We start from the raw sequence: 19,205 nt of genomic DNA, 5'->3' as shown, positions 1-19,205 counted from the left end.
GGGTCGTCCCTTCCCAGTCCCCCATGTCCGGTGTCAGCTGTCCGGTGTCAGCCGAGGATCTGGCGCTTCTGTGCCGCGAATTCCTCTTCGGTCAGCGCCCCTTGGGCCTTCAGGTCGGTCAATTGCTTGAGCTGATCAATCTTGTTGGTCATGTCGTCGTCGGGGTCGGCCGGCGGCGGTGCGGTCTGGGGGGCGGCGGGGGCCGCGGCCTGCTGCTGGTCGTCCTGCTGTGCCCATCGGCCCGCCTGTCGCCGCGATACGCGATTGGACACCGCGGTGGCGGTTCCGGCAACGACGGCGGTGCGGGCGACGCCACGAAGAAGTCCGGGCATGTTCACTCATCTCCCACAGTGAGTGCGGGGCGGAGCGTCGCGGGGACGGTCCGCGGATTGTTGCTCTCAGCCGGCAACCGGCCTGTCGGAGGCCGTCGCCTCGGCCGCGTCCAGCGAGGCCAGCAGGGCCTGGACGGGAATTCGGCCGCCCGCCACCAGCTGCGCACCGCTTCGCCGCATGGCCCGGGCGAAAGGTGCCGCCCAGAGGTTCTCGTACACCAGGATTCCCGCGGAGTTGCCCGGCTCCAGTGCGGCCCCGGCCTCGTCGATGTCGTCCTGGCCCAGCAGCCCGGACGAGGCGCCCTCGAAGACGGTCAGGTCGACCTCGTCCCCGAGGTCCGTCAGTTCCAGTGCGGCTACCGAGCCGTCGCTGTCCTTACGGACGAAGAGGAGGTCGAGGATGCGGATGATGCCGCGATCGACCAGATCGACGAGCAGGGGGAAGCCCTCGCCCGTCATGCGATTGCCGGGGAACTCGACAACCATGTAGTCGACGGGTCCCATCGCTTCGAAGTCGTCGCTCATCGCCACTCCTCACGAGCGGGTAGGGGTCCGGGCCTCGCGCGCCGCTCATGTCGCACGGCGCTCGCCACGGCAGACCGCGGTGGTCAGCCCTCCAGGTCATTGCAGCACCCCGCGGAGGGCTTCGCACTTCCACTTCCCACGTGCGTCAGAACCGGGCGTGGGCGGTGATGTCCGCGCCGAACTCCTCGATCATCGCGGGCGTCACCGTCGGCCTGCACTGGGCGATCGCCGACAGATAGTCCTCTGTGCTCGCGCCGAGCGCCCCTTGGTCGCCCTTGCCGCTGCCGAGCGTCTCCAGGTCGCGCTCGAACGCCGTCTGGGCGGCGATCCGGGCCGCGTGCTCGATGTCGGCGGGGGTGAACAGTTCGGTGGCCGCCACCAGGACCGTCACATCCACGTCGGGACGGCCGTCCGTGTACCGGGACCAGATCGCCGCTCGGGCCGCCGTGTCCGGGGTGCCGATCGGGATCAGGTAGTCGAATCTGCCGGGGCGCAGGAACGCCGGGTCCAGCGAGCGGATGGAGTTGGTGGCGCACACCAGCAGGCGCTCGTCCCGCTCCCGGAAACCCGGTATGAGCTTGAGCAGTTCATTGGTCACCCCGTGCATCCCGCCCGGCTGAGCGGGCTCGGTGCGGACCGGGGCGATCTCCTCGACCTCGTCGATGAAGACCAGGACCCGTTCGAGCTCGGCGATCCGGGCGAACGCGCTGCGCAGGGCGGCCGCCAGGTTGCCCTCGTCGGCAAGGCGGGACGGGAGCAGTTCGACGAACGGCCAGCCGAGCTTGGAGGCGATGCCCCGGGCGAACGTGGTCTTCCCGGTACCGGGCGGGCCGAACAGGGCGATGGCCCGCGGCGGCCTGACACCGTGGCGGGCGGCTCGCTCAGGTTCCGCGAGCGGCAGTACGACGCGCCGTTCGATGAGATCCTTCTCCGCCTCCATGCCGGCGACCTTGGCCCACAGGTCGTTCGGCAGGAACCGGCCGCCGAGGTCCTCCAGCAGACTGGCCGCGGGGCCGTGGAGCGGCTCGACCTTCTCGAAGTAGGCCACGGCGGGCTGCCGCGTGTAGCCCGCGTTGAGCAGACCCTCGCCGAGCAGTTCTTCCTCGGGCAGTACGTAGGCGATACGGCCCACCCGGGCGGCGACGAGCCGTCGCTCCAGCTCCACCAGAAGGGCGCTCGCCAGTCCCCGGCCGCGCCAGGCCGAGGAGATGGCGATACGCATCACCCAGGCGCGCTCACCGGCCACGGAGGCGAGGGCCGCGCCGATGGGGACGCCCTGGTGGACGGCGACCACGGCGGGCTGCCGCGAGGTGAGCGCGCCGATGCATTCGGCGAGTGAGAAGACCGATTCCTGTCCGAGTTCGGCCGTGGTGTCGATCAGGTGGACCACCGCCGCGAGATCGCTCTCGCGGTAGTCGTGGATGAGCCAGTTCACCGGTACCGCCCCTCGTTGGGTGCTGTTCCGGTGAGGCTAGGGGCGGCTGCGCGGCGGGTCCTGCTCCACTGTGCACAATGCCCGGCCCGGAAACCCGACGTTACGTCGGTAGCCAGGACCGGCCAGGATCTGGCGGCCGGTGCGCGAAGTCAGGCCTCGGGGCCCGTCGTACGATGGACGACGTTCGACTGCTCGCCGTAGTAGTAGGCCCGGACGCGGACGGTCGACTTCTTCTCGTCGGGCAGGGTGATCATGCCGATGGATTCGATGTCGGGTCCCGCGACCGCGGCGACGCGGAAGTCGGGGTCGCCGTCGGGCCGCAGTTCGATGAGGTAGCCCTCCTCGCCGCGGGCGTGGTCCTGCCAGGTGAGTCTGATGCCGTTCGCATGCATGACCGTGGCCTTCAGCCCCCTGGGAGCGGCTGCCGTCGTTCTCACCGAGTGGGACGGGCCGCTGTCGCCCGCCAGCGTCCGCGGCTCCGCCCATTCGTGGTCGTTCCGCTGGTCCTGCTCGCTGAAGTCGCCCGCGGGCAGAGTGACGTTCACCGCTGCGGAGGTGGGCCCGTAGAAGGGCCGCAGCCGGTAGTAGAAGGGTGTCTTCGGCATCAGATCGGGGTGTGTGAACGTCGCCCGGCCGGGCGGCAGGAATTGCAGGATGGTGTACGGGCCGCCGGGCTCGGTGGCGAACTCGACGGTGCGGCCTGCGGCTCCCGGATCGCGGCCGTTCCAGCGCAGGGTGATGTCGGTCGGCGAGTCGAGCGTCGCGGTCAGTGTCATCCGCGGTCTCTCGGCGGTGGGGCTTTCTGCGGGCGCGTCCGCGCAGCCGGCCACGGTGGCCGACGCGACGGCAATGACGGCTGCGGCGGCCGGCGCGCGGTACGCGCCCCGAACTCCTTTCATCCCGGCCCTACTTGCGCCAGAACTTGATGCCGCTCCACACCACGGTGGCGGGCCCCTGACCACTGCTCGTCCGGTACGCCCCGAACTTGTCGTAGAAGCTGCCGCCCGGGCTGTCGTACGTGTGCTTCAGCGACCCGTTGATGTAGGTGCGGTGGCTGCTGCCCACTTGGTGAACGGTGTTGACCCGTACGCTCGTGCCGACCGTCGCCCCATTGGCCACGGTGGCGCCGCCGTGCACCGCGTACAGCCTGCCGCCGCGTTCCACGGCCAGCATGAAGTACGGCCCCGCGGACGGCGCGTCCCTGAACGTCTGCTTGAGGCTGATCCGGGTGCCGCCCAGGCTGGTGATCTTGAAGTAGCCCTCGAACTGGCGGGTGCCGCCGGTGTACGTGGCATACCGCCGCTCGGCGCGCTGATCGCCACTTCCGGTCGAGCAGGTGAGCTTGAAGGTGAGGTTGTCGACCTGGCCGCAGCCTCTCTCCTGGACGTTGAACGAGGGCGACTGCGAGGTCCAGCCGCCCGGCTCGACTTCGGCGGAGGCGCTCGGGGCCACCAGCAGGACTCCGCAGATTCCTGCTAAGCCGGCGAGCACGGGGCGTTTACCGGTCATCTTCCACTCCCTCGAGGCAGACTGTTCAGATATCTGAATGTTGGGCCGGTGGCTGAACAGCTCAGCGCGTAGCAACGTAAGGGCATGGCGTGTATACGTCAAGACAGTGGCCGGCTCTATGCCTGGGCGATCAGGCGGTCCACCGCCGCCGTGCCCGTGGAACGGACCGGCCCGAGGCCCCGCGCGTCGACCGGCTGCTGGGCGAGCGCCAGCATCGGCATCGGCCCCGGCTGCTGCACCGCCGGCTGTGGCTGTGCCTGCGGCAGCGGCTGCGGCTTCGGCTGGGGCGCCTGCGCCAGCATCGGCGCCAGCGGCTCCGGAAGCGGCTCGGGCACCTGGGTGCGCTGCCCGTACAGCACCTGCTCCATCGCCGACATCAGCCGCATCACATCCTGCTGCGGGCGCACCACCAGCCGCAAGAACCGGCTCGAACTGCCGATCTTGTTGCTGCACTCGCGCACCAGCACCCCGTGCTCGGCGAGCAGCCGGTCCCGCAGGACCGTCCCGTCCACGCCCTCCGGCAGGCGTACGTAGAGGAAGTTGCCCTGCGAGGGGTAGACGGTCAGCCCCGGCAGCTGGGAGAGCCGCCAGGTCATCTCCTGCCGGTCGCGGCAGGCCTGCTGAAGGCTCTCGGCGTACTCCTGGCGGTGCTCTTTCAGCATGAACACCACGGTCTCCGCGAAGGAGTTGAGGTTCCACTTCGGCAGTGCGGCCCGCACCTTGCCGGCCAGACTGGGATTCGACACGAGATAGCCGAAGCGCACTCCGTGCAGCCCGAAGTTCTTGCCCAGGCTGCGCAGCACGATCACATTCGTCCGCAGGACGGCCTCCGCGGCGACGCTCGGCTCCTGTTCGGCGTCCGAGAATTCGAGGAAGGACTCGTCGACGACGATCAGGTCCAGGTCCTGGAGCGAGTCGAGCAGAGCGATGACCTGCTGCTTGGGCAGGAAGCCGCCGTCGGGGTTGTTGGGGTTGCAGATGACCGCGGCGCGGGAGCCACGGGTCCGGACGAACTGTACGAAGGACGTCGGATCGAGGCGGAAGCCGTGCGCCTCGGGCAGCAGGAGCATGTCGACGCGCTTGCCGGTCTCCATCGGCTGGTCGGTCCACCGGCCGAAGGTGGGGACGGGCACGGCCAGCGACTCGTGCACCAGCAAGTGGTCGATCCAGGTGATCAGTTCGGTGGAGCCGTTGCCCATGGCGACGGTCTGCGGGTTGAGCCCGAGCACCTGGCACAGCTCGGCGGTGATGGTGTCGGCGCCGCTCGGGTAGTAGGTGAGGATCTCGCGCAGCCCGCGGCCGAGCTGGTCGAACATCGCGGGGGTGGGGAAGTACGGATTGCAGGGGATGCAGAAGTCGGTGATCTCACCGGCGGGGCCACCGCCTGCCCGGTTCAGCGTGAAGTACGACGGGCTGTGCGCGGTGGACGCGCGGAAGAGTGCGGTGACATTGCTGCCGGCCATTGACCCTGCCTCCCCTGCATGGAACGGCCCGTACGGATGCGCAGGGACCCTCCACGTATACGGAGGAAGATGGGGTGATGTTCACTCCTTCGGGCCCCACCTTCCGCGAGCTCGCCATGCAGGCGCTCTCGTCCACCGAACACGGCTACGACCTGCTCGCGCCGAAGTTCGACGAGACGCCCTTCCGGACGTCGGAGCGCCTGCTGGACGCGGTGGTTCACGCGGTCCGGCCGCTCGGCCCCTTCTCGTCGGGACTCGACGTCTGCTGCGGCACCGGCGCCGGAGTGGGTGTCCTGTCGCAGCTGTGCGAGGACCGGGTCACCGGTGTCGACTTCAGCGCGGGCATGCTCGCCGAGGCCAGGAGGTCGGCGGAGACCCGGCCGGGCGGACCGGGCGGACCGGCGGTGAGCTGGGTACGGGCCGACGCCCGCGCTCTGCCCTTCGAGCGGGCCTTCGACCTGGCCGTGAGCTTCGGGGCGTTCGGCCACTTCCTGCCCCGGGAGCGGCCGCTGCTGTTCGCCCAGGTCCACAAGGCCCTGCGGCCGGGCGGCCGGTTCGTCTTTCCCGTTCCCGCGCCGCCCCGGATCGGCTCGCGGCTCTACTGGACGCTGTGGGGTTTCGATGCGGCGATGCGCGTACGGAATCTGCTGTGGCGGCCGCGGTTTGTCATGTACTACCGCACCTGGCGGCTTCCGGATGTGCTGGCCGATCTGAGGCGGGCGGGGTTCTCGGTGGAGCTGCTGCCGATGAAGGATCTGCGCCGGTTGCCGGACGGCAGCCCGCGCTGCCGACTGGTGGTGGCACGCCGCGCGTGAGGTCCGGAGGTGCCACGCCGCCCAGCACGCCGTTCCAGCCAGGGCCCCGCGCCGGGGAAGCCCATGGCCCCCGTCAGGCGATCGTCAGGCGACCGACCCGATTCGTCCCGTCAGCTCCTGCTCGGCGTCGTGGTGGATCGGGGTGTGCGCTCCCGTCAGGGAGACCCCGCTGCCGCCGCGGCGGTTTGCCACGATCTCCGCTGCGATCGAGAGCGCCGTCTCCTCCGGCGTGCGCGCCCCCAGGTCCAGGCCGATCGGGCTGCGCAGGCGGGCCAGTTCGAGTTCTGTGACGCCGACCTCGCGCAGGCGGGTGTTGCGGTCCTCGTGGGTGCGGCGGGAGCCCATCGCACCGACGTAGGCGACGGGAAGTCTGAGGGCCAGTTCGAGGAGGGGGACATCGAACTTGGCGTCGTGGGTGAGCACGCAGAGGACCGTGCGGGAGTCGACCTCCGTCGACTCCAGATAGCGGTGCGGCCAGTCGACGACGATCTCGTCCGCCTCCGGGAAGCGGGTCTTCGTCGCGAAGACGGGGCGGGCGTCGCACACCGTGACATGGTAGCCGAGGAATTTTCCGACCCGCACCAGCGCGGAGGCGAAGTCGATCGCACCGAAGACGACCATCCGGGGAGCGGGGACCGAAGACTCCACGAGGAGGGTCAGCGGCTGCCCGCACCGGCTGCCGTCCTCACCGATGACCCGCGTGCCCGTGCGGCCCGCGTCGAGCATGGCGCCCGCCTCTGCCGCCGCCGTACGGTCCAGTGACGGGTGGCCGCCCAGCGATCCCTCGTACGAACCGTCGGGGCGGACCAGCAATGCGCGGCCCATCAGATCGGACGGGCCGTCCGTGATTCTGGCGAGGGCCGCCGCCTCCCCTCCGGCGGCGGCCGCCAGCGCGCCGGGGAAGACCCCGCCGCGTACCGGCGTGACGAGGATGTCGATGATGCCGCCGCAGGTCAGGCCGACGGCGAACGCGTCCTCGTCGCTGTAGCCGAAGCGCTCGAGGACGCTCCCGCCGTCCTCGAGCGCCTGCCGGCACAGCTCGTACACCGCGCCTTCCACACACCCTCCGGAGACCGACCCGATCGCCGTGCCCTCGCTGTCCACGGCGAGGGCCGCGCCCGGCTGCCGGGGCGCGCTGCCGCCGACGGCCACCACAGTGGCGACAGCGAACTCGCGGCCCTGCTCGACCCACCGGTTCAGCTCTTCGGCGATGTCCAGCACGTCGGTCTCCTCAAGGGTGTGGGTGGGCGGCGGGACTTACTTGACTCCCAGCCAGCCCTCGATCGGGTGAAGGGCGAAGTACGCCAGGAAGACGACGGACAGCACCCACATCAGCCAGCCGACGTCACGCGCCTTGCCCTGTACGGCCTTGATCAGGACGTGCGCGAGGACGCCCGCCGCGATGCCCGCCGTGATCGAGTACGTGAAGGGCATCAGCACGGTGGTCAGGAAGACCGGGATCGAGGTCGCCTGGTCGTTCCAGTCGATGTGCTTGGCATTCGTCAGCATCATCGATCCGATGACGACGAGCGCGGCGGCGGCCACCTGCGTCGGGATGACTTGGGCCAGCGGGGTGAAGAACAGGCAGAGCGTGAAGGCGAGGCCGGTGACGACGCTGGCGAAGCCGGTGCGCGCACCGTCGCCGACGCCCGCGGTGGACTCGACGAACACCGTCTGGCCGGAGGCGCCGGCGAGGCCGCCCATCGCGCCGCCCGCGCCGTCGATGGCCAGGGCCTTGTTGAGTCCGGGCATCTTGCCCTTGTCGTCGGCGAGGCCCGCCTGCTGGCCGATGCCGATGATGGTGCCCATGGCGTCGAAGAAGCCGGCCAGTACGAGGGTGAAGACGATGACGCCGACCGTGATGCCGCCGACGCTGCCGATGCCGTCGAAAGAGACGCTGCCGAAGAGGCCGAAGTCCGGCGTGCTGACGATGGAGCCGGTGATCTCGGGGGCGTTCAGTCCGCCCCAGGCCTTCCTGTCGAGCCCGGCGAACTGGTGGACCACGGCGGCGAACAGCGTGCCGCCGATGATCCCGATGAGGATCGCGCCGGGCACCTTGCGGACCTGCAGCATGAAGATCAGCAGGACGGTGACGGCGAAGCAGAGCACCGGCCAGCCGGTGAGCATGTCACTCGTACCGAGCTGGATCGGCTTGGCTCCCGCGATGCCGCCCTCTCCGGGCATGGAGGTGACGAAGCCGGCCTGGACCAGGCCGATGAGGCAGACGAAGAGACCGATCCCCATGGTGATCGCGTGCTTCAGTGCCAGCGGGATGGCGTTCATGATCAGTTCGCGCAGGCCGGTGACGACGAGCAGGACGATCACAAGACCGTAGATGACGCACATGCCCATCGCGTTTTCCCAGGTCATCTCCGGAGCGACCTGGAAAGCCATGACGGCGGAGACGCTGAGTCCCGCGGCGAGGGCCAGCGGCACATTGCCGAGGAGGCCCATCACGATGGTGGTTGTGGCGGCGGCGAAGACGGTCGCGGTGGTCAGCTGATCACCGTCGAGCTTGTGGCCGGCAGCATCAGGCACCGACAGGATCACCGGGTTGAGAAGGATGATGTACGCCATCGCCATGAAGGTGGTGATGCCGCCACGCACCTCCCGGCCGATGGTCGACCCTCGCTGGGTTATGTGGAAATACCGGTCGAGCCAAGACCGGCCGGCGGGCTGGCGCGAACCCGCGCCGGCGTCCTCCGCCGTGGTCTTGGTCTCAAGGGACTGCTGGGTCATGGTGCCTACTCCCAAGGTTCACAGGGGCACCCGCGTGAGCGTCGTAGCTGCGGGATTTGGGATGGTGCGTTGGCTGCACGACCCGGGGGACGGCCCGAGACGAACTGGTTTTGCCTGGTGTTACTGGTACTGCTGGTGTCGCTTGGTACTGCTGGTGTTGCTGGGATACGCAAGAACCGCGAGCGGTGCGGTACTTGAGTTCTCCGGGCGGTGCGGACGGGCGGAATTGTGACGTTCCTTGGAGGCACGGCGCCCCGCCCGGAGAGTTTGTGGGGGACGGTGATCAGGTGCCGGTGAGGTGCTCGGGGCGCACCGGCGTCCTGTTCAGCTCCAGACCCGTCGCGTTCCGGATCGCCGCGAGGACGGCCGGAGTCGAGGACAGGGTCGGGGCCTCGCCGACGCCGCGCAGTCCGTACGGCGCGTGGTCATCGGCAAGCTCGAGTACGTCGACGGGGATGGTCGGCGTGTCGAGGATGGTGGGGATCAGATAGTCCGTGAAGGAGGGGTTGCGCACCTTCGCGGTCTTCGGGTCGACGATGATCTCCTCCATGACCGCGACGCCCAGCCCCTGGGTGGTTCCACCCTGGATCTGGCCGACGACGGACAGCGGGTTGAGCGCCTTGCCGACGTCCTGGGCGCAGGCCAGCTCGACGACCTTGACCAGGCCGAGCTCGGTGTCCACCTCCACCACCGCGCGGTGTGCGGCGAAGGAGTACTGGACGTGGCCGTTGCCCTGGCCGGTGGCCAGGTCGAAGGCCTCGGTGGGACGGTGGCGCCATTCGAGCTCCAGGTCGACCGCCTCACCCTCGAGGACGTCCACCAGGTCGGCGAGTACCTCGCCGCCGTCGGTGACGACCTTGCCGCCTTCGAGCAGCAGCTCGGCGGTGGCCCATGCCGGGTGGTACGGGCCGAACTTGCGGCGGCCCATCTCCAGGACCTTCTCGCGGACGTTCTCGCAGGTGTGCTTGACCGCGCCGCCCGTGACGTACGTCTGGCGGGAGGCCGACGTCGAACCTGCGGAGCCGACCTGGGTGTCGGCCGGCTGGATCGTCACCTGCGTGACGCCGAGCTCGGTGCGGGCGATCTGCGCGTGGACGGTGACACCGCCCTGGCCGACCTCCGCCATCGCGGTGTGCACGGTTACGACCGGCTCGCCGCCCACGGCCTCCATGCGCACCCGCGCGGTGGAGTAGTCGTCGAAGCCCTCGGAGAAGCCGACGTTCTTGATGCCCACCGCGTAGCCCACGCCACGGACGACGCCCTCGCCGTGCGTGGTGTTGGACAGCCCGCCCGGCAGGGCGCGTACGTCCGCCTCCTCACCGGCCGCGAGCCACTGCTTCTCGGGCGGCAGCGGCCTGGCCTTGATACGGCGCAGCAGCTCGGCGACGGGAGCCGGCGAGTCGACCGGCTGCCCGGTCGGCATGATCGTGCCCTGTTCCATGGCGTTGAGCTGACGGAACTCGACCGGGTCGATGCCCAGCTCGGCCGCGAGCTTGTCCATCTGCGCCTCGTACGCGAAGCACGCCTGGACCGCGCCGAAGCCACGCATGGCGCCGCAAGGCGGGTTGTTGGAGTAGAGCGCGAGCGCCTCGATGTCGACGTCGTCGAGGACATACGGGCCGACGCTCAGGGACGCGGCGTTGCCGACGACCGCCGGGGAGGCCGACGCGTATGCGCCGCCGTCCAGGACGATCCTGCACTTCATGTGCGTGAGCTTGCCGTCCTTGGTGGCGCCGTGCTCGTAGTAGAGCTTTGCCGGGTGCCGGTGCACATGTCCGAAGAAGGACTCGAACCGGTTGTAGACGATCTTGACCGGCTTGCCGGTACGGAGTGCGAGCAGGCAGGCGTGGATCTGCATCGACAGGTCCTCGCGGCCGCCGAACGCGCCACCGACCCCGGAGAGCGTCATCCGCACCTTCTCCTCGGGCAGGCCGAGGACGGGAGCGATCTGGCGGAGGTCGGAGTGCAGCCACTGGGTGGCGACATACAGCTCGACACCGCCGTCCTCGGAGGGGACCGCGAGGCCGGACTCCGGGCCGAGGAACGCCTGGTCCTGCATGCCGAAGGTGTACTCGCCCTTGACGATCACGTCGGCGCGCTTGGCGGCCTCGTCGGCATTGCCGCGGACGATCGGCTGGCGGTGCACGATGTTCGGGTGCGGGACATGGCCGATGTGGTGGTCGGTACGGCCCTCGTGGACCAGGACCGCGTCGGGCGCGGTCGCCGATGCCTCGTCCGTGATGAGGGGGAGCTCGGCGTACTCGATCTTGATCTTGGCGGCGGCGCGGCGCGCGGTCTCCGGGTGGTCGGCGGCGACCAGGGCGACCGGCTCGCCGTGGTGGCGGACCTTGCCGTGGGCGAGCACCGGGGTGTCCTGGATCTCCAGGCCGTAGTTCTTCACCTCGGCGGGGAGGTCGTCGTAGGTCAGCACGGCGTAGACGCCGGACGTCGCGAGCGCCTCGGAGACGTCGATCGACTTGATCTCGGCGTGCGCGACGGTGGAGCGGAGCGTGTGGCCCCACAACATGTCCTCGTGCCACATGTCCGAGGAGTACGCGAACTCACCGGTGACCTTGAGCGTGCCGTCGGGCCGGAGCGTCGACTCGCCGATGCCGCCCTTGGTCTGGGAGCCCTGGGAGATGTTGGTGGGAGTGCCGACCGGAGCGGTGGCGACTCTGGTGTTCCGTGCCATCGTCAGACCGCCTCTTCCTGGCGGGCAGCCGCGAGGCGGACCGCGTCGAGGATCTTCTCGTATCCGGTGCAGCGGCAGAGGTTGCCGGAGAGCGCCTCGCGGATGTCCGCGTCGGACGGCTCGGCGTTGCGCTCGAGCAGCTCGTCGGCGGCGACCAGCAGGCCGGGGGTGCAGAAACCGCACTGGACGGCACCGGCGTCGATGAACGCCTGCTGGATCGGCGAGAGTGTCAACGGGTCGCTGCCGCACTCGCCGGTCTGCGAGTCCTGGGGCCTGGACTCCCACTGCTGGGCGTCCTGGAGGGAAGTACCGCAGGCACCGGTGGCGCAGCCGTGCTCGGCGCGCTGCTTGGCGAAGTCCGCCAGGCCCTCTACGGTGACGACCTCGCGGCCCTCGACCTGACCCGCGGCGACGAGGCAGGAGCAGACCGGCACGCCGTCCAGGCGGACCGTGCAGGAGCCGCATTCGCCCTGCTCACACGCGTTCTTGGAGCCGGGCAGGCCCATGCGCTCGCGCAGTACGTAGAGAAGGCTCTCGCCCTCCCACACGTCGTCGGCTTCCTGCTGACGACCGTTGACCGTGAAGTTCACGCGCACTGTGCGCTCCTCTCGTTGCCTCGAAAGGCCTCCCAGGTCCAGCCGAGGGTCCGGCGGGCCATGACGCCGACCGCGTGGCGGCGGTAGCTCGCGGTGCCGCGCACATCGTCAATCGGGCTGCAGCCGCCGGATGCGAGCTCCGCGAACTGCTTGGCGACCGACGGGGTGATGATCTTCTTGCTGTCCCAGAAGCCGCCCTCTTCGAGCGCGGCATTGAGGAACTCCTCGGCCGCCTTCGCCCGGACCGGGGTCGGGGCGGCGGAGCCGATGCCGGTGCGCACCGTGCGGGTCTCGGGGTGCAGGGCGAGGCCGAAGGCGCAGACCGCGATGACCATCGCGTTGCGGGTGCCGACCTTGGAGAACTGCTGCGGCCCGTCGGCCTTCTTGATGTGGACGGCGCGGATCAGCTCGTCCGCGGCGAGCGCGTTGCGCTTCACGCCGGTGTAGAACTCGTCGATCGGGATGAGGCGGCTGCCTCGCACCGACTCGACCTCGACCTCGGCGCCGGCGGCGAGCAGCGCCGGGTGGGCGTCGCCGGCCGGGGACGCGGTGCCGAGGTTGCCGCCGACGCCGCCGCGGTTGCGGATCTGCGGGGAGGCCACGGTGTGCGACGCCAGTGCCAGACCGGGCAGCTCGGCCCGGAGGTGCTCCATGATCTGGGTGTACGGCACGGAGGCGCCCAGGCGAACGCTCTCCTCGCCGACCTCCCACTCGCACAGCTCACCGATGCGGTTCAGGTCCATGAGGTACTCGGGCCGGCGGTGGTCGAAGTTGATCTCGACCATCACATCGGTGCCACCAGCAATGGGTACAGCGGTGGGGTGCTCGGCCTTGGCGGCGAGCGCCTCCTCCCAGCTGGCGGGGCGAAGGAAGTCCATGAGTGGCTCTCTTCTTCTTCATCGGGGGTCGTTCGTCGCAAGCGGGCCCGGACGGTTGGCCCTCGACTGGTTATTCATGTGCTGTTAACGCGGTGTGGCCCCAGTACACAAGCCGTGCCCCGCTCGGTGCAGTCACCGAAACCATGAAGGAGTTGGCTGGTCGCCCGTCTCGTCTTGTAGATTCGAACGAAAGGCGAGGCCCAGTAACCTCACCGTTTTCCCATGAAAACCGTGGCCACGGGCCACCGGCAACAACGAGACAGATCGGCGGCGACGAGATGCGGCTGCGCGCACTTCTGGAAACCGAAGCGCTGGGGCTGCGGCTGCTCGGCGGCGAGGACGAACTCGACCGTGGTGTACGTGGCGTGATGACGACCGACCTGCGGGACCCGAGCCGGTATCTCTCGGGCGGCGAACTGGTGCTGACCGGGCTCGCCTGGTGGCGTACGGCCGCCGACTCCGAGCCGTTCGTCCGGATCCTGGCGGGTGCCGGGGTGGCAGGTCTGGCGGCCGGTGAGGCGGAGCTCGGAGACATTCCCGGTGATCTGGTCGAGGCGTGTTCGCGCCATCGACTGCCACTCTTTGCAGTCAATGAATCCGTTGCATTTGCGACGATCACGGAGTACGTCGTACGCCAGGTCTCGGGTGAGCGGGCCGGTGATCTCGCGGCGGTGGTGGACAGGCACCGGCGGCTGATGACGTCGGGACCGGCGGGCGGCGGACCCGAGGTCGTACTGGACCTCCTCGGCTCCGATCTGGACCTCCGTGCCTGGGTGCTGTCCCCCACCGGACGTCAGATCGCGGGGGCGGGCAAGCCGCTGCCGCCCGCGGTGAGCGCCGCGCTGGCGGGCGAGCACCTGGCCGCCACGCGCACCGGCCGCCGGGGGCCGCACCGGGCGACAATCGGCGGAGTCACGTACTCCCTCTTCCCTATCCGGAACACCGGTCGCGGGGCCGCCCCCGCCTCCAGGGATGTACGCGAGACCGTCCTGTCGGACTGGCTGCTGGCGGTCGAGGCGGACGCGAGCGACTGGCCCGCCGCCCGTCTTGACCTGCTGCAGGGTGTGACCCAGCTGATCGCCGTCGAACGGGACAGGCGCGAGGCGGCCCGTACGGTACGGCGCCGGCTCGCCCAGGAGGTCCTGGAACTGGTCCAGGCGGGCGCCGCGCCCGCCGAGATCGCGGCCAGGCTGCGGGTGGCTGCGCCGGTGCTGCTGCCCGGCCTCGGGACCGCGCCGCACTGGCAGGTCGTGGTGGCCCGGGTGGACTGGGGTCAGGACGGCGCCGCGGGTGCGGGGGTGGCGGCCGGCGGGACGGCTACGGCGATCGAGGCCGGGCCTGTCGCCCAGTCCCTGCTCGAGGAGATCCTGGTCGACCCGGCGGCGGCCGGACCCGACGCCACCGACCGGATCGCGGTCGCCCACACCGGCGAAGAGGCCATCGCACTGCTCCCGCTGCCCGCCGTCCCCGTCGACCCGGACGCGCCCGACGCCGGGTCCACGGAGGCCGGGCTGCACGCGGACGCACTGCTGAGCTCCGTACGCGACCCGCTCTCGGCCGGCCTCGCCGACGACGGCAGGCTCACGCTGGGCGTCTCCGCCGCGGTCAGCTCGGCGGAGGGGCTGCGCGGCGCACTGGAGGAGGCCCGCCACGCCCGCCGCGTCGCGGCGGCCCGCCCGGGCCGGGTCTGCGCGGCGGGCCACCACGAACTGGCCTCGCACGTCCTGCTGCTCCCCTTCGTCCCGGACGACGTCCGCCGCGCGTTCACGGCCCGCCTGCTGGACCCCCTGCGCGACTACGACCGCCGCCACCGCGCGGAGCTGATCCCGACGCTGGAGGCGTTCCTGGACTGCGACGGGTCCTGGACGCGATGCGCGACGCGGCTGCATCTGCATGTGAACACGCTGAGGTATCGGGTGGGCAGGATCGAGCAGCTGACGAGCCGTGATCTGTCCCGGCTGGAGGACAAGCTGGACTTCTTCCTGGCGCTGAGGATGAGCTGAGGGGGGTCGCCTGCGGCGGGCCCGTTCCCCTGCCCTCCCCCTACGCCCTGGCGGGCGTGGGGCCCCCACTTCCCGAACTGGGGGCAAGCCCCCAGCCCCCCGTACGCCCTTCGGGCGTTGTCCTCAAACGCCGGTCGGGCTTGAAGTCCCGCCCGTCCGGCGGAAACTCAAGCCTCTCCGGCCAGAACTTCAAGTCCGACCGGGCGAAAATCCAGCCCCTCCGGCGATTGAGGCGCGGGGTCCGGGGCGGAGCCCCGAAACCAGCCCGTCCGGACGGAAACTCAAGCCTCGCCGGCGATCGAGGCGCGGTCCCGGACGCGAAATCCAGCCCCGCCGGCGATCGAGGCGCGGGGTCCGGGGCGGAGCCCCGAAACCAGCCCGTCCGGACGGAAACTCAAGCCTCGCCGGCGATTGAGGCGCGGGGGTCCGGGGGCGGAGCCTCCGGCGGGGCAAGCCCATCCGCCACCCGCGATTGTGAATTCATTCACCTGACCCCTTGGCCAGGCATGCCCATCCATGCTGAGATGCGACAGACTCAACAGCTCAATGGCGTGCTCGGGGAGGGCAATGTGGCGCATACCGCCATGTCTGGTTCCGGAACCACTGCAGGTGACGATCCACTCCAGACCGCGGTATGGCGGCTGCGCTCGCGCGGCTGTTGGACCGATGCGGCAGCTCTGCTCGAAGCCCACACAGCGAATCCCGCCGCAGCACTCGAACGGGCCGGACTGCTCGTCGAGCGCTGTCTGTTCACCGCCGACGGCTGGGCCGAGGCGGAGGACGCGCTGCGTACGGCGGAGGCCGTGGCCCAGGACGACGAGGAGCGCGGCGGCGCGGCGAGCGAGCGCGGGCGGCTCGCGTACGCGGCGACCCGCCTCGGCGTACGCGACCGTGCCGACGAGGCCCGCTCCGCGCTCGGCCGGGCTGCGGCGCTACTCGCCCCCACTTCAGCGAGACGCCCGCTGCTCGACTTCCGCCGCGGCCTGGTCGCGGAGCACATCGCGGACTCTCCGCAGGCCGCCCGTGCCGCGTACCAGCGCGCCCACGCCGGAGCCACCGCGCAGGGGGACGCGCTACTGCTCTCCTTCACCTGGCACCACCAGGCCGGACTCGCCCTGCGGGACGGGGAGTTGGCGGAAGCGCGGCACGGTTTCACCGAGTCGCTGCGGATCCGCGAGGAGCTCGGCTATCTGATCGGCACGGCCCCGGTGCTGGCCGCGCTCGCCGACTGCGAGCCGGAGCCGGAGGCGGGCCGACTGCGGGCGGAGGCGGGCCGGCTGTTCCGCCTGCTGGGCGGCGTACCGGTGTGGCTGGCGGGCCAGTTGTCATCTTCGGCCCCGGCCCAGTCCTCCCCTCCGCAGCCCGAGCCTGCGGCTTGACCGGAGGCGGGCCCGGTCACCCCTCGCCGAGGTCCGAGCTGATCCAGCGCTGCGGCCGCATGTGAATGACCACCTGCTCGCCGTGCTCCTTCCAGGCGAAGTCGACGTAGCCGTCGACCTTTTCGGCCGGGAGGTAGCGGGCCGAGATCTGGACGAGCTGTTCGCGGGTGGCCGGGACGGTCTCGATGACGGGCCCTTCGACGGAGACGTACCGGACGGTGGGCGTGAAGCGGTCGACCATCAGGCTGAACCGTCCCGCCCGGGCGATCAGAGCGGCCTTACGCGAGTCACGCCCCGTCATGATCCAGATGTCGCCGCCCGGCGCGTACTGGTACCAGATGGGCACGGTGAGCGGAGCCCGCCCGTCCTCGCCCGCGTCCACCGCCAGCGCGGCGATGTGGGGCTCACCCAGAAACTGCTCACGCTCTTCACGGGTCAAGGCCACGGATGACTCCTTCGCAGGGTTTCGGGGCGCTCCCGGCCGGGATGCCTCCTACCCAGCTTCCCCTCTTAGCCGACCAGCCAGGAAAGGGACTTGGCCGGATTCATCACGACCAGAACGGTCCCGACGACCACGAGCACCCAGAAGACGCCCCACACCCTGCGCCGCCGCGCCTGCCGCTGCTGGGACGGCCACGCCCGCCACGCGTCGGGTTCCGCCCGAACCTGGGTCCTGCGCCTGCCCCATCCTCGTACTTTGCCGTGCCGCCGCGCGGCCTCCTCGTCCTCGCGCCGCAGCCGCTCGGTCACCATCCGCGCCCGCGCGGACGGCTCCTTGGGCGCGGCGAGGCGTGCGGGTCCTTCGCTCTCGCGCTGGAACTCCTCCCACGCCTCGTCAGGTATGGACGACTCGGGCAGCTCCGCGGACATGAATGACCCCCCACTCGATGGACAACCCAGCTCTGGCCAAAGGTTAGCGGCGGATTCGGCGCGGCAGCGAAGCTCAGGACTCGGTGGTCGTGATGACGCTCCACTGGCCGACCTCGTGGTAGTTCGAGTCGTAGACGACCGAACCAGTGCCGGGTTTCAGGTCGTAGTGGTGGAGGTTCCCACCCCAGTACCGCAGGATCCGGCCCAGCTCGCCGACGGCGTTCCCGTCAAATGCCTTGTCACCCATATCGACTTCGAGAAGAAACTTCACCTCTCGCCTCCATTTCCAGATTGGTCACCGATGCCGATGCGCCCACCGGCTCGTGGCTTCAATCATTTCATTGAACTGCTATGAGGGACTTTTGAGGCAGCATCCTTGATCAGCGATCAGAAATGCCCGAAAAGTCTCAACCCGCAGTGAGGCAGTACGGTGTGCTGTCCCGCACGCAACTGCCAGGAGGCGAGGCGGTGTGAGTGACCGATTGCGAGCCATCGACCTCGCACGTACGGCAGGCATCTCGGTTCAACAGGTCCGCAACTACATAGAGATGGGGATTCTGCCGCCGGTCGAACGCACCGCCGGTGGCTACCGCATCTTCACGAGCGCCCACGCCAAGGCGCTCGTCGCCGCCCGGGAGGTAGCCGCCGGTCACGGCTGGAAGACGGCTCGTACCGTCATGCGTGCCGTCCACGACGGCGACCTGGAGACCGGGCTGGCCGCCCTCGATGCCGGCCACGCCGAACTGGACCGGGAACGGGCCGAACTCGCCAAGGTGCACGATGCCCTCAACGCAATCCTGGCGAGCCAGACCACGTCCGGGCCCACGTTCCGGCGGGGTATGCGCATCGGCCAGGTTGCCGGCGTCGTGGGCGTACGGCCACCGGTGCTCCGGCTCTGGGAGGCCCGCGGTCTGCTGCGTCCAGCCCGTGAAAAGTCCACGGGATACCGCGTCTACACCGATTCCGAGGTGCGGATGGCACACGTCGTCGCGCTTCTGCGACGCGGCAATCACCCCCTTGCCACCGTGCGCGCGGTTCTCGATGAACTGCGCACCACCGGCAGCCCCGAGCGCGTGGGCGACGAGCTGGCCAACCGCGAACGGGATCTGCACCGCCGAAGCCTGCACCGGCTCAGGGCCTCTGCGGCCCTGTACACCTACGTTCAGTACCTCGGACAGCCTCAGGGATCGGCGGCAGCGGCACCGGGCTCGCCAAATGAATCCAGCCCGCTTGTCGCCGAACCCGAAGTCTGACGGTCAGTCCGCCTCGCGGCCGGGTCACGCAGGCCGGGCGTCAGCCCAGCGGACCACCTGGAGCAGGCGCAGAGGCTGATGGAACGCGACGGGTGGGGCGGCAGGATGAGCCCCATGAGCACTCTGGACGCCGCCACCACCGCAGACTCCGTTGCGCCGCCGCCCCGTTGGGCGATCTGGGCCGCGCATCTGACCACGTTGGTTGTACTGCCGAGCGGGCTGTGGCGGATCGCCCTGGTGCTCGGCCATCCGGCCGGCTACCTGGACGAGAGCTTCGCGGACTTCGAGGCGCTCGGTGCGAAGGTCTGGATGCTGACGCTGAGCGTGGTCTGCGAGCTTCTCGCCTTCCTGACGATCGGTCTGGTGCGGCCCTGGGGCGAGGTCGTGCCCCGTTGGATACCGCTGATCGGAGGGCGCGCCGTGCGCCCGGTGGCCGTCGTCGTCGCAGCCGCCCTCGGCGCGGTGGCACTGACCGTGATGTGGGCCAATGTTCCCTGGTGGTGGACGTACCCGCACGATGACATGACGGACACCGGCGACCTCGTGGTCGGCATCCTCTACCAACCGCTGGTCCTGTGGGGCCCCCTGCTCGCCGCCGTCACCGTCTCCTACTACCGCCGTCACCACTCCCGGCGCAGCCGGAGCTTCGGGTCGTCCGTGGGGATACCGAAGGGCACCAAGCCACGGCGCACTCACTGAGGCTGAGAACATGTGAG

At 70.0% G+C, this 19,205-nt stretch carries 19 protein-coding genes; 5 read left to right on the top strand and 14 right to left on the bottom strand.

The features are described 5' to 3' along the window. Positions 1–47 precede the first annotated feature (47 nt). The 6 genes from ACZ3H8_RS01945 to ACZ3H8_RS01920 form a co-directional block, all read right to left on the bottom strand. Positions 48–332 carry an SHOCT domain-containing protein gene (locus ACZ3H8_RS01945; RefSeq protein ID WP_467397896.1) on the bottom strand — a complete coding sequence of 95 codons (285 nt, stop codon included), beginning with the start codon at positions 330–332 and terminating at the stop codon, positions 48–50. Positions 333–398: 66 nt separating this feature from the next. Continuing rightward, positions 399–857, bottom strand: a complete 459-nt coding sequence (locus ACZ3H8_RS01940) for a DUF6325 family protein (protein WP_467396285.1) — start codon at positions 855–857, stop codon at positions 399–401. Between the two features lie 145 nt (positions 858–1,002). Beyond that, positions 1,003–2,292: an ATP-binding protein gene (locus ACZ3H8_RS01935; protein ID WP_467396283.1), complete on the bottom strand. Its 1,290-nt coding sequence runs from the start codon at positions 2,290–2,292 to the stop codon at positions 1,003–1,005. 149 nt (positions 2,293–2,441) lie between these two features. Continuing rightward, a complete protein-coding gene (locus ACZ3H8_RS01930) occupies positions 2,442–3,191 on the bottom strand; it encodes a fibronectin type III domain-containing protein (RefSeq protein WP_467396281.1) in 750 nt (249 codons plus the stop codon). Positions 3,192–3,198: 7 nt separating this feature from the next. Next, positions 3,199–3,801: a hypothetical protein gene (locus ACZ3H8_RS01925; protein WP_467396279.1), complete on the bottom strand. Its 603-nt coding sequence runs from the start codon at positions 3,799–3,801 to the stop codon at positions 3,199–3,201. Between the two features lie 116 nt (positions 3,802–3,917). Next, positions 3,918–5,264, bottom strand: a complete 1,347-nt coding sequence (locus tag ACZ3H8_RS01920) for a pyridoxal phosphate-dependent aminotransferase (RefSeq protein WP_467396277.1) — start codon at positions 5,262–5,264, stop codon at positions 3,918–3,920. Positions 5,265–5,341: 77 nt separating this feature from the next. Here ACZ3H8_RS01920 and ACZ3H8_RS01915 point away from each other — a divergent pair, with 77 nt between their 5' ends. Beyond that, complete coding sequence (locus ACZ3H8_RS01915) at positions 5,342–6,079, top strand: class I SAM-dependent methyltransferase (protein WP_467396275.1); 738 nt, start codon at positions 5,342–5,344, stop codon at positions 6,077–6,079. Between the two features lie 84 nt (positions 6,080–6,163). Here ACZ3H8_RS01915 and ACZ3H8_RS01910 read toward each other — a convergent pair whose 3' ends face one another. From ACZ3H8_RS01910 to ACZ3H8_RS01890, 5 genes are all read right to left on the bottom strand, one after another. Further along, positions 6,164–7,300 (bottom strand): XdhC family protein, encoded by a 1,137-nt coding sequence (locus ACZ3H8_RS01910; protein ID WP_467396273.1) that lies wholly within the window; start codon positions 7,298–7,300, stop codon positions 6,164–6,166. A gap of 36 nt (positions 7,301–7,336) precedes the next feature. Beyond that, complete coding sequence (locus ACZ3H8_RS01905; protein WP_467396271.1) at positions 7,337–8,818, bottom strand: NCS2 family permease; 1,482 nt, start codon at positions 8,816–8,818, stop codon at positions 7,337–7,339. Positions 8,819–9,101: 283 nt separating this feature from the next. Next, positions 9,102–11,510, bottom strand: coding sequence for a xanthine dehydrogenase family protein molybdopterin-binding subunit (locus ACZ3H8_RS01900; protein ID WP_467396269.1), 2,409 nt, complete (start codon positions 11,508–11,510; stop codon positions 9,102–9,104). Between the two features lie 2 nt (positions 11,511–11,512). Next, positions 11,513–12,106 carry a (2Fe-2S)-binding protein gene (locus ACZ3H8_RS01895; RefSeq protein ID WP_467396267.1) on the bottom strand — a complete coding sequence of 198 codons (594 nt, stop codon included), beginning with the start codon at positions 12,104–12,106 and terminating at the stop codon, positions 11,513–11,515. Beyond that, positions 12,097–12,984: an FAD binding domain-containing protein gene (locus ACZ3H8_RS01890; protein WP_398981517.1), complete on the bottom strand. Its 888-nt coding sequence runs from the start codon at positions 12,982–12,984 to the stop codon at positions 12,097–12,099. Before ACZ3H8_RS01890 ends, ACZ3H8_RS01895 begins: the two co-directional genes overlap by 10 nt. A 278-nt stretch (positions 12,985–13,262) precedes the next feature. Here ACZ3H8_RS01890 and ACZ3H8_RS01885 point away from each other — a divergent pair, with 278 nt between their 5' ends. Further along, positions 13,263–14,987 carry a PucR family transcriptional regulator gene (locus ACZ3H8_RS01885; protein ID WP_467396264.1) on the top strand — a complete coding sequence of 575 codons (1,725 nt, stop codon included), beginning with the start codon at positions 13,263–13,265 and terminating at the stop codon, positions 14,985–14,987. A gap of 524 nt (positions 14,988–15,511) precedes the next feature. Continuing rightward, a complete protein-coding gene (locus ACZ3H8_RS01880; RefSeq protein ID WP_467396262.1) occupies positions 15,512–16,366 on the top strand; it encodes a hypothetical protein in 855 nt (284 codons plus the stop codon). Positions 16,367–16,382: 16 nt separating this feature from the next. On the opposite strand, the gene ACZ3H8_RS01875 is transcribed toward ACZ3H8_RS01880, so the two are convergent. The 3 genes from ACZ3H8_RS01875 to ACZ3H8_RS01865 form a co-directional block, all read right to left on the bottom strand. Beyond that, positions 16,383–16,811, bottom strand: coding sequence for a pyridoxamine 5'-phosphate oxidase family protein (locus ACZ3H8_RS01875; RefSeq protein ID WP_467396260.1), 429 nt, complete (start codon positions 16,809–16,811; stop codon positions 16,383–16,385). Between the two features lie 65 nt (positions 16,812–16,876). Then, positions 16,877–17,236: a hypothetical protein gene (locus tag ACZ3H8_RS01870; protein WP_467396258.1), complete on the bottom strand. Its 360-nt coding sequence runs from the start codon at positions 17,234–17,236 to the stop codon at positions 16,877–16,879. 73 nt (positions 17,237–17,309) lie between these two features. Continuing rightward, positions 17,310–17,507 (bottom strand): hypothetical protein, encoded by a 198-nt coding sequence (locus ACZ3H8_RS01865; protein WP_467396256.1) that lies wholly within the window; start codon positions 17,505–17,507, stop codon positions 17,310–17,312. Positions 17,508–17,706: 199 nt separating this feature from the next. Between ACZ3H8_RS01865 and ACZ3H8_RS01860 the strand changes: the two genes are divergently transcribed. Then, complete coding sequence (locus ACZ3H8_RS01860; protein ID WP_467396254.1) at positions 17,707–18,489, top strand: MerR family transcriptional regulator; 783 nt, start codon at positions 17,707–17,709, stop codon at positions 18,487–18,489. A gap of 114 nt (positions 18,490–18,603) precedes the next feature. Then, a complete protein-coding gene (locus ACZ3H8_RS01855) occupies positions 18,604–19,188 on the top strand; it encodes a hypothetical protein (RefSeq protein WP_467396252.1) in 585 nt (194 codons plus the stop codon). Positions 19,189–19,205: the final 17 nt, after the last annotated feature.

It is taken from the genome of Streptomyces sp. NPDC002868, from assembly GCF_055563295.1.
Note: the sequence above shows the minus strand (reverse complement) of the source record. Positions and strands in the feature narration are given on the sequence as shown.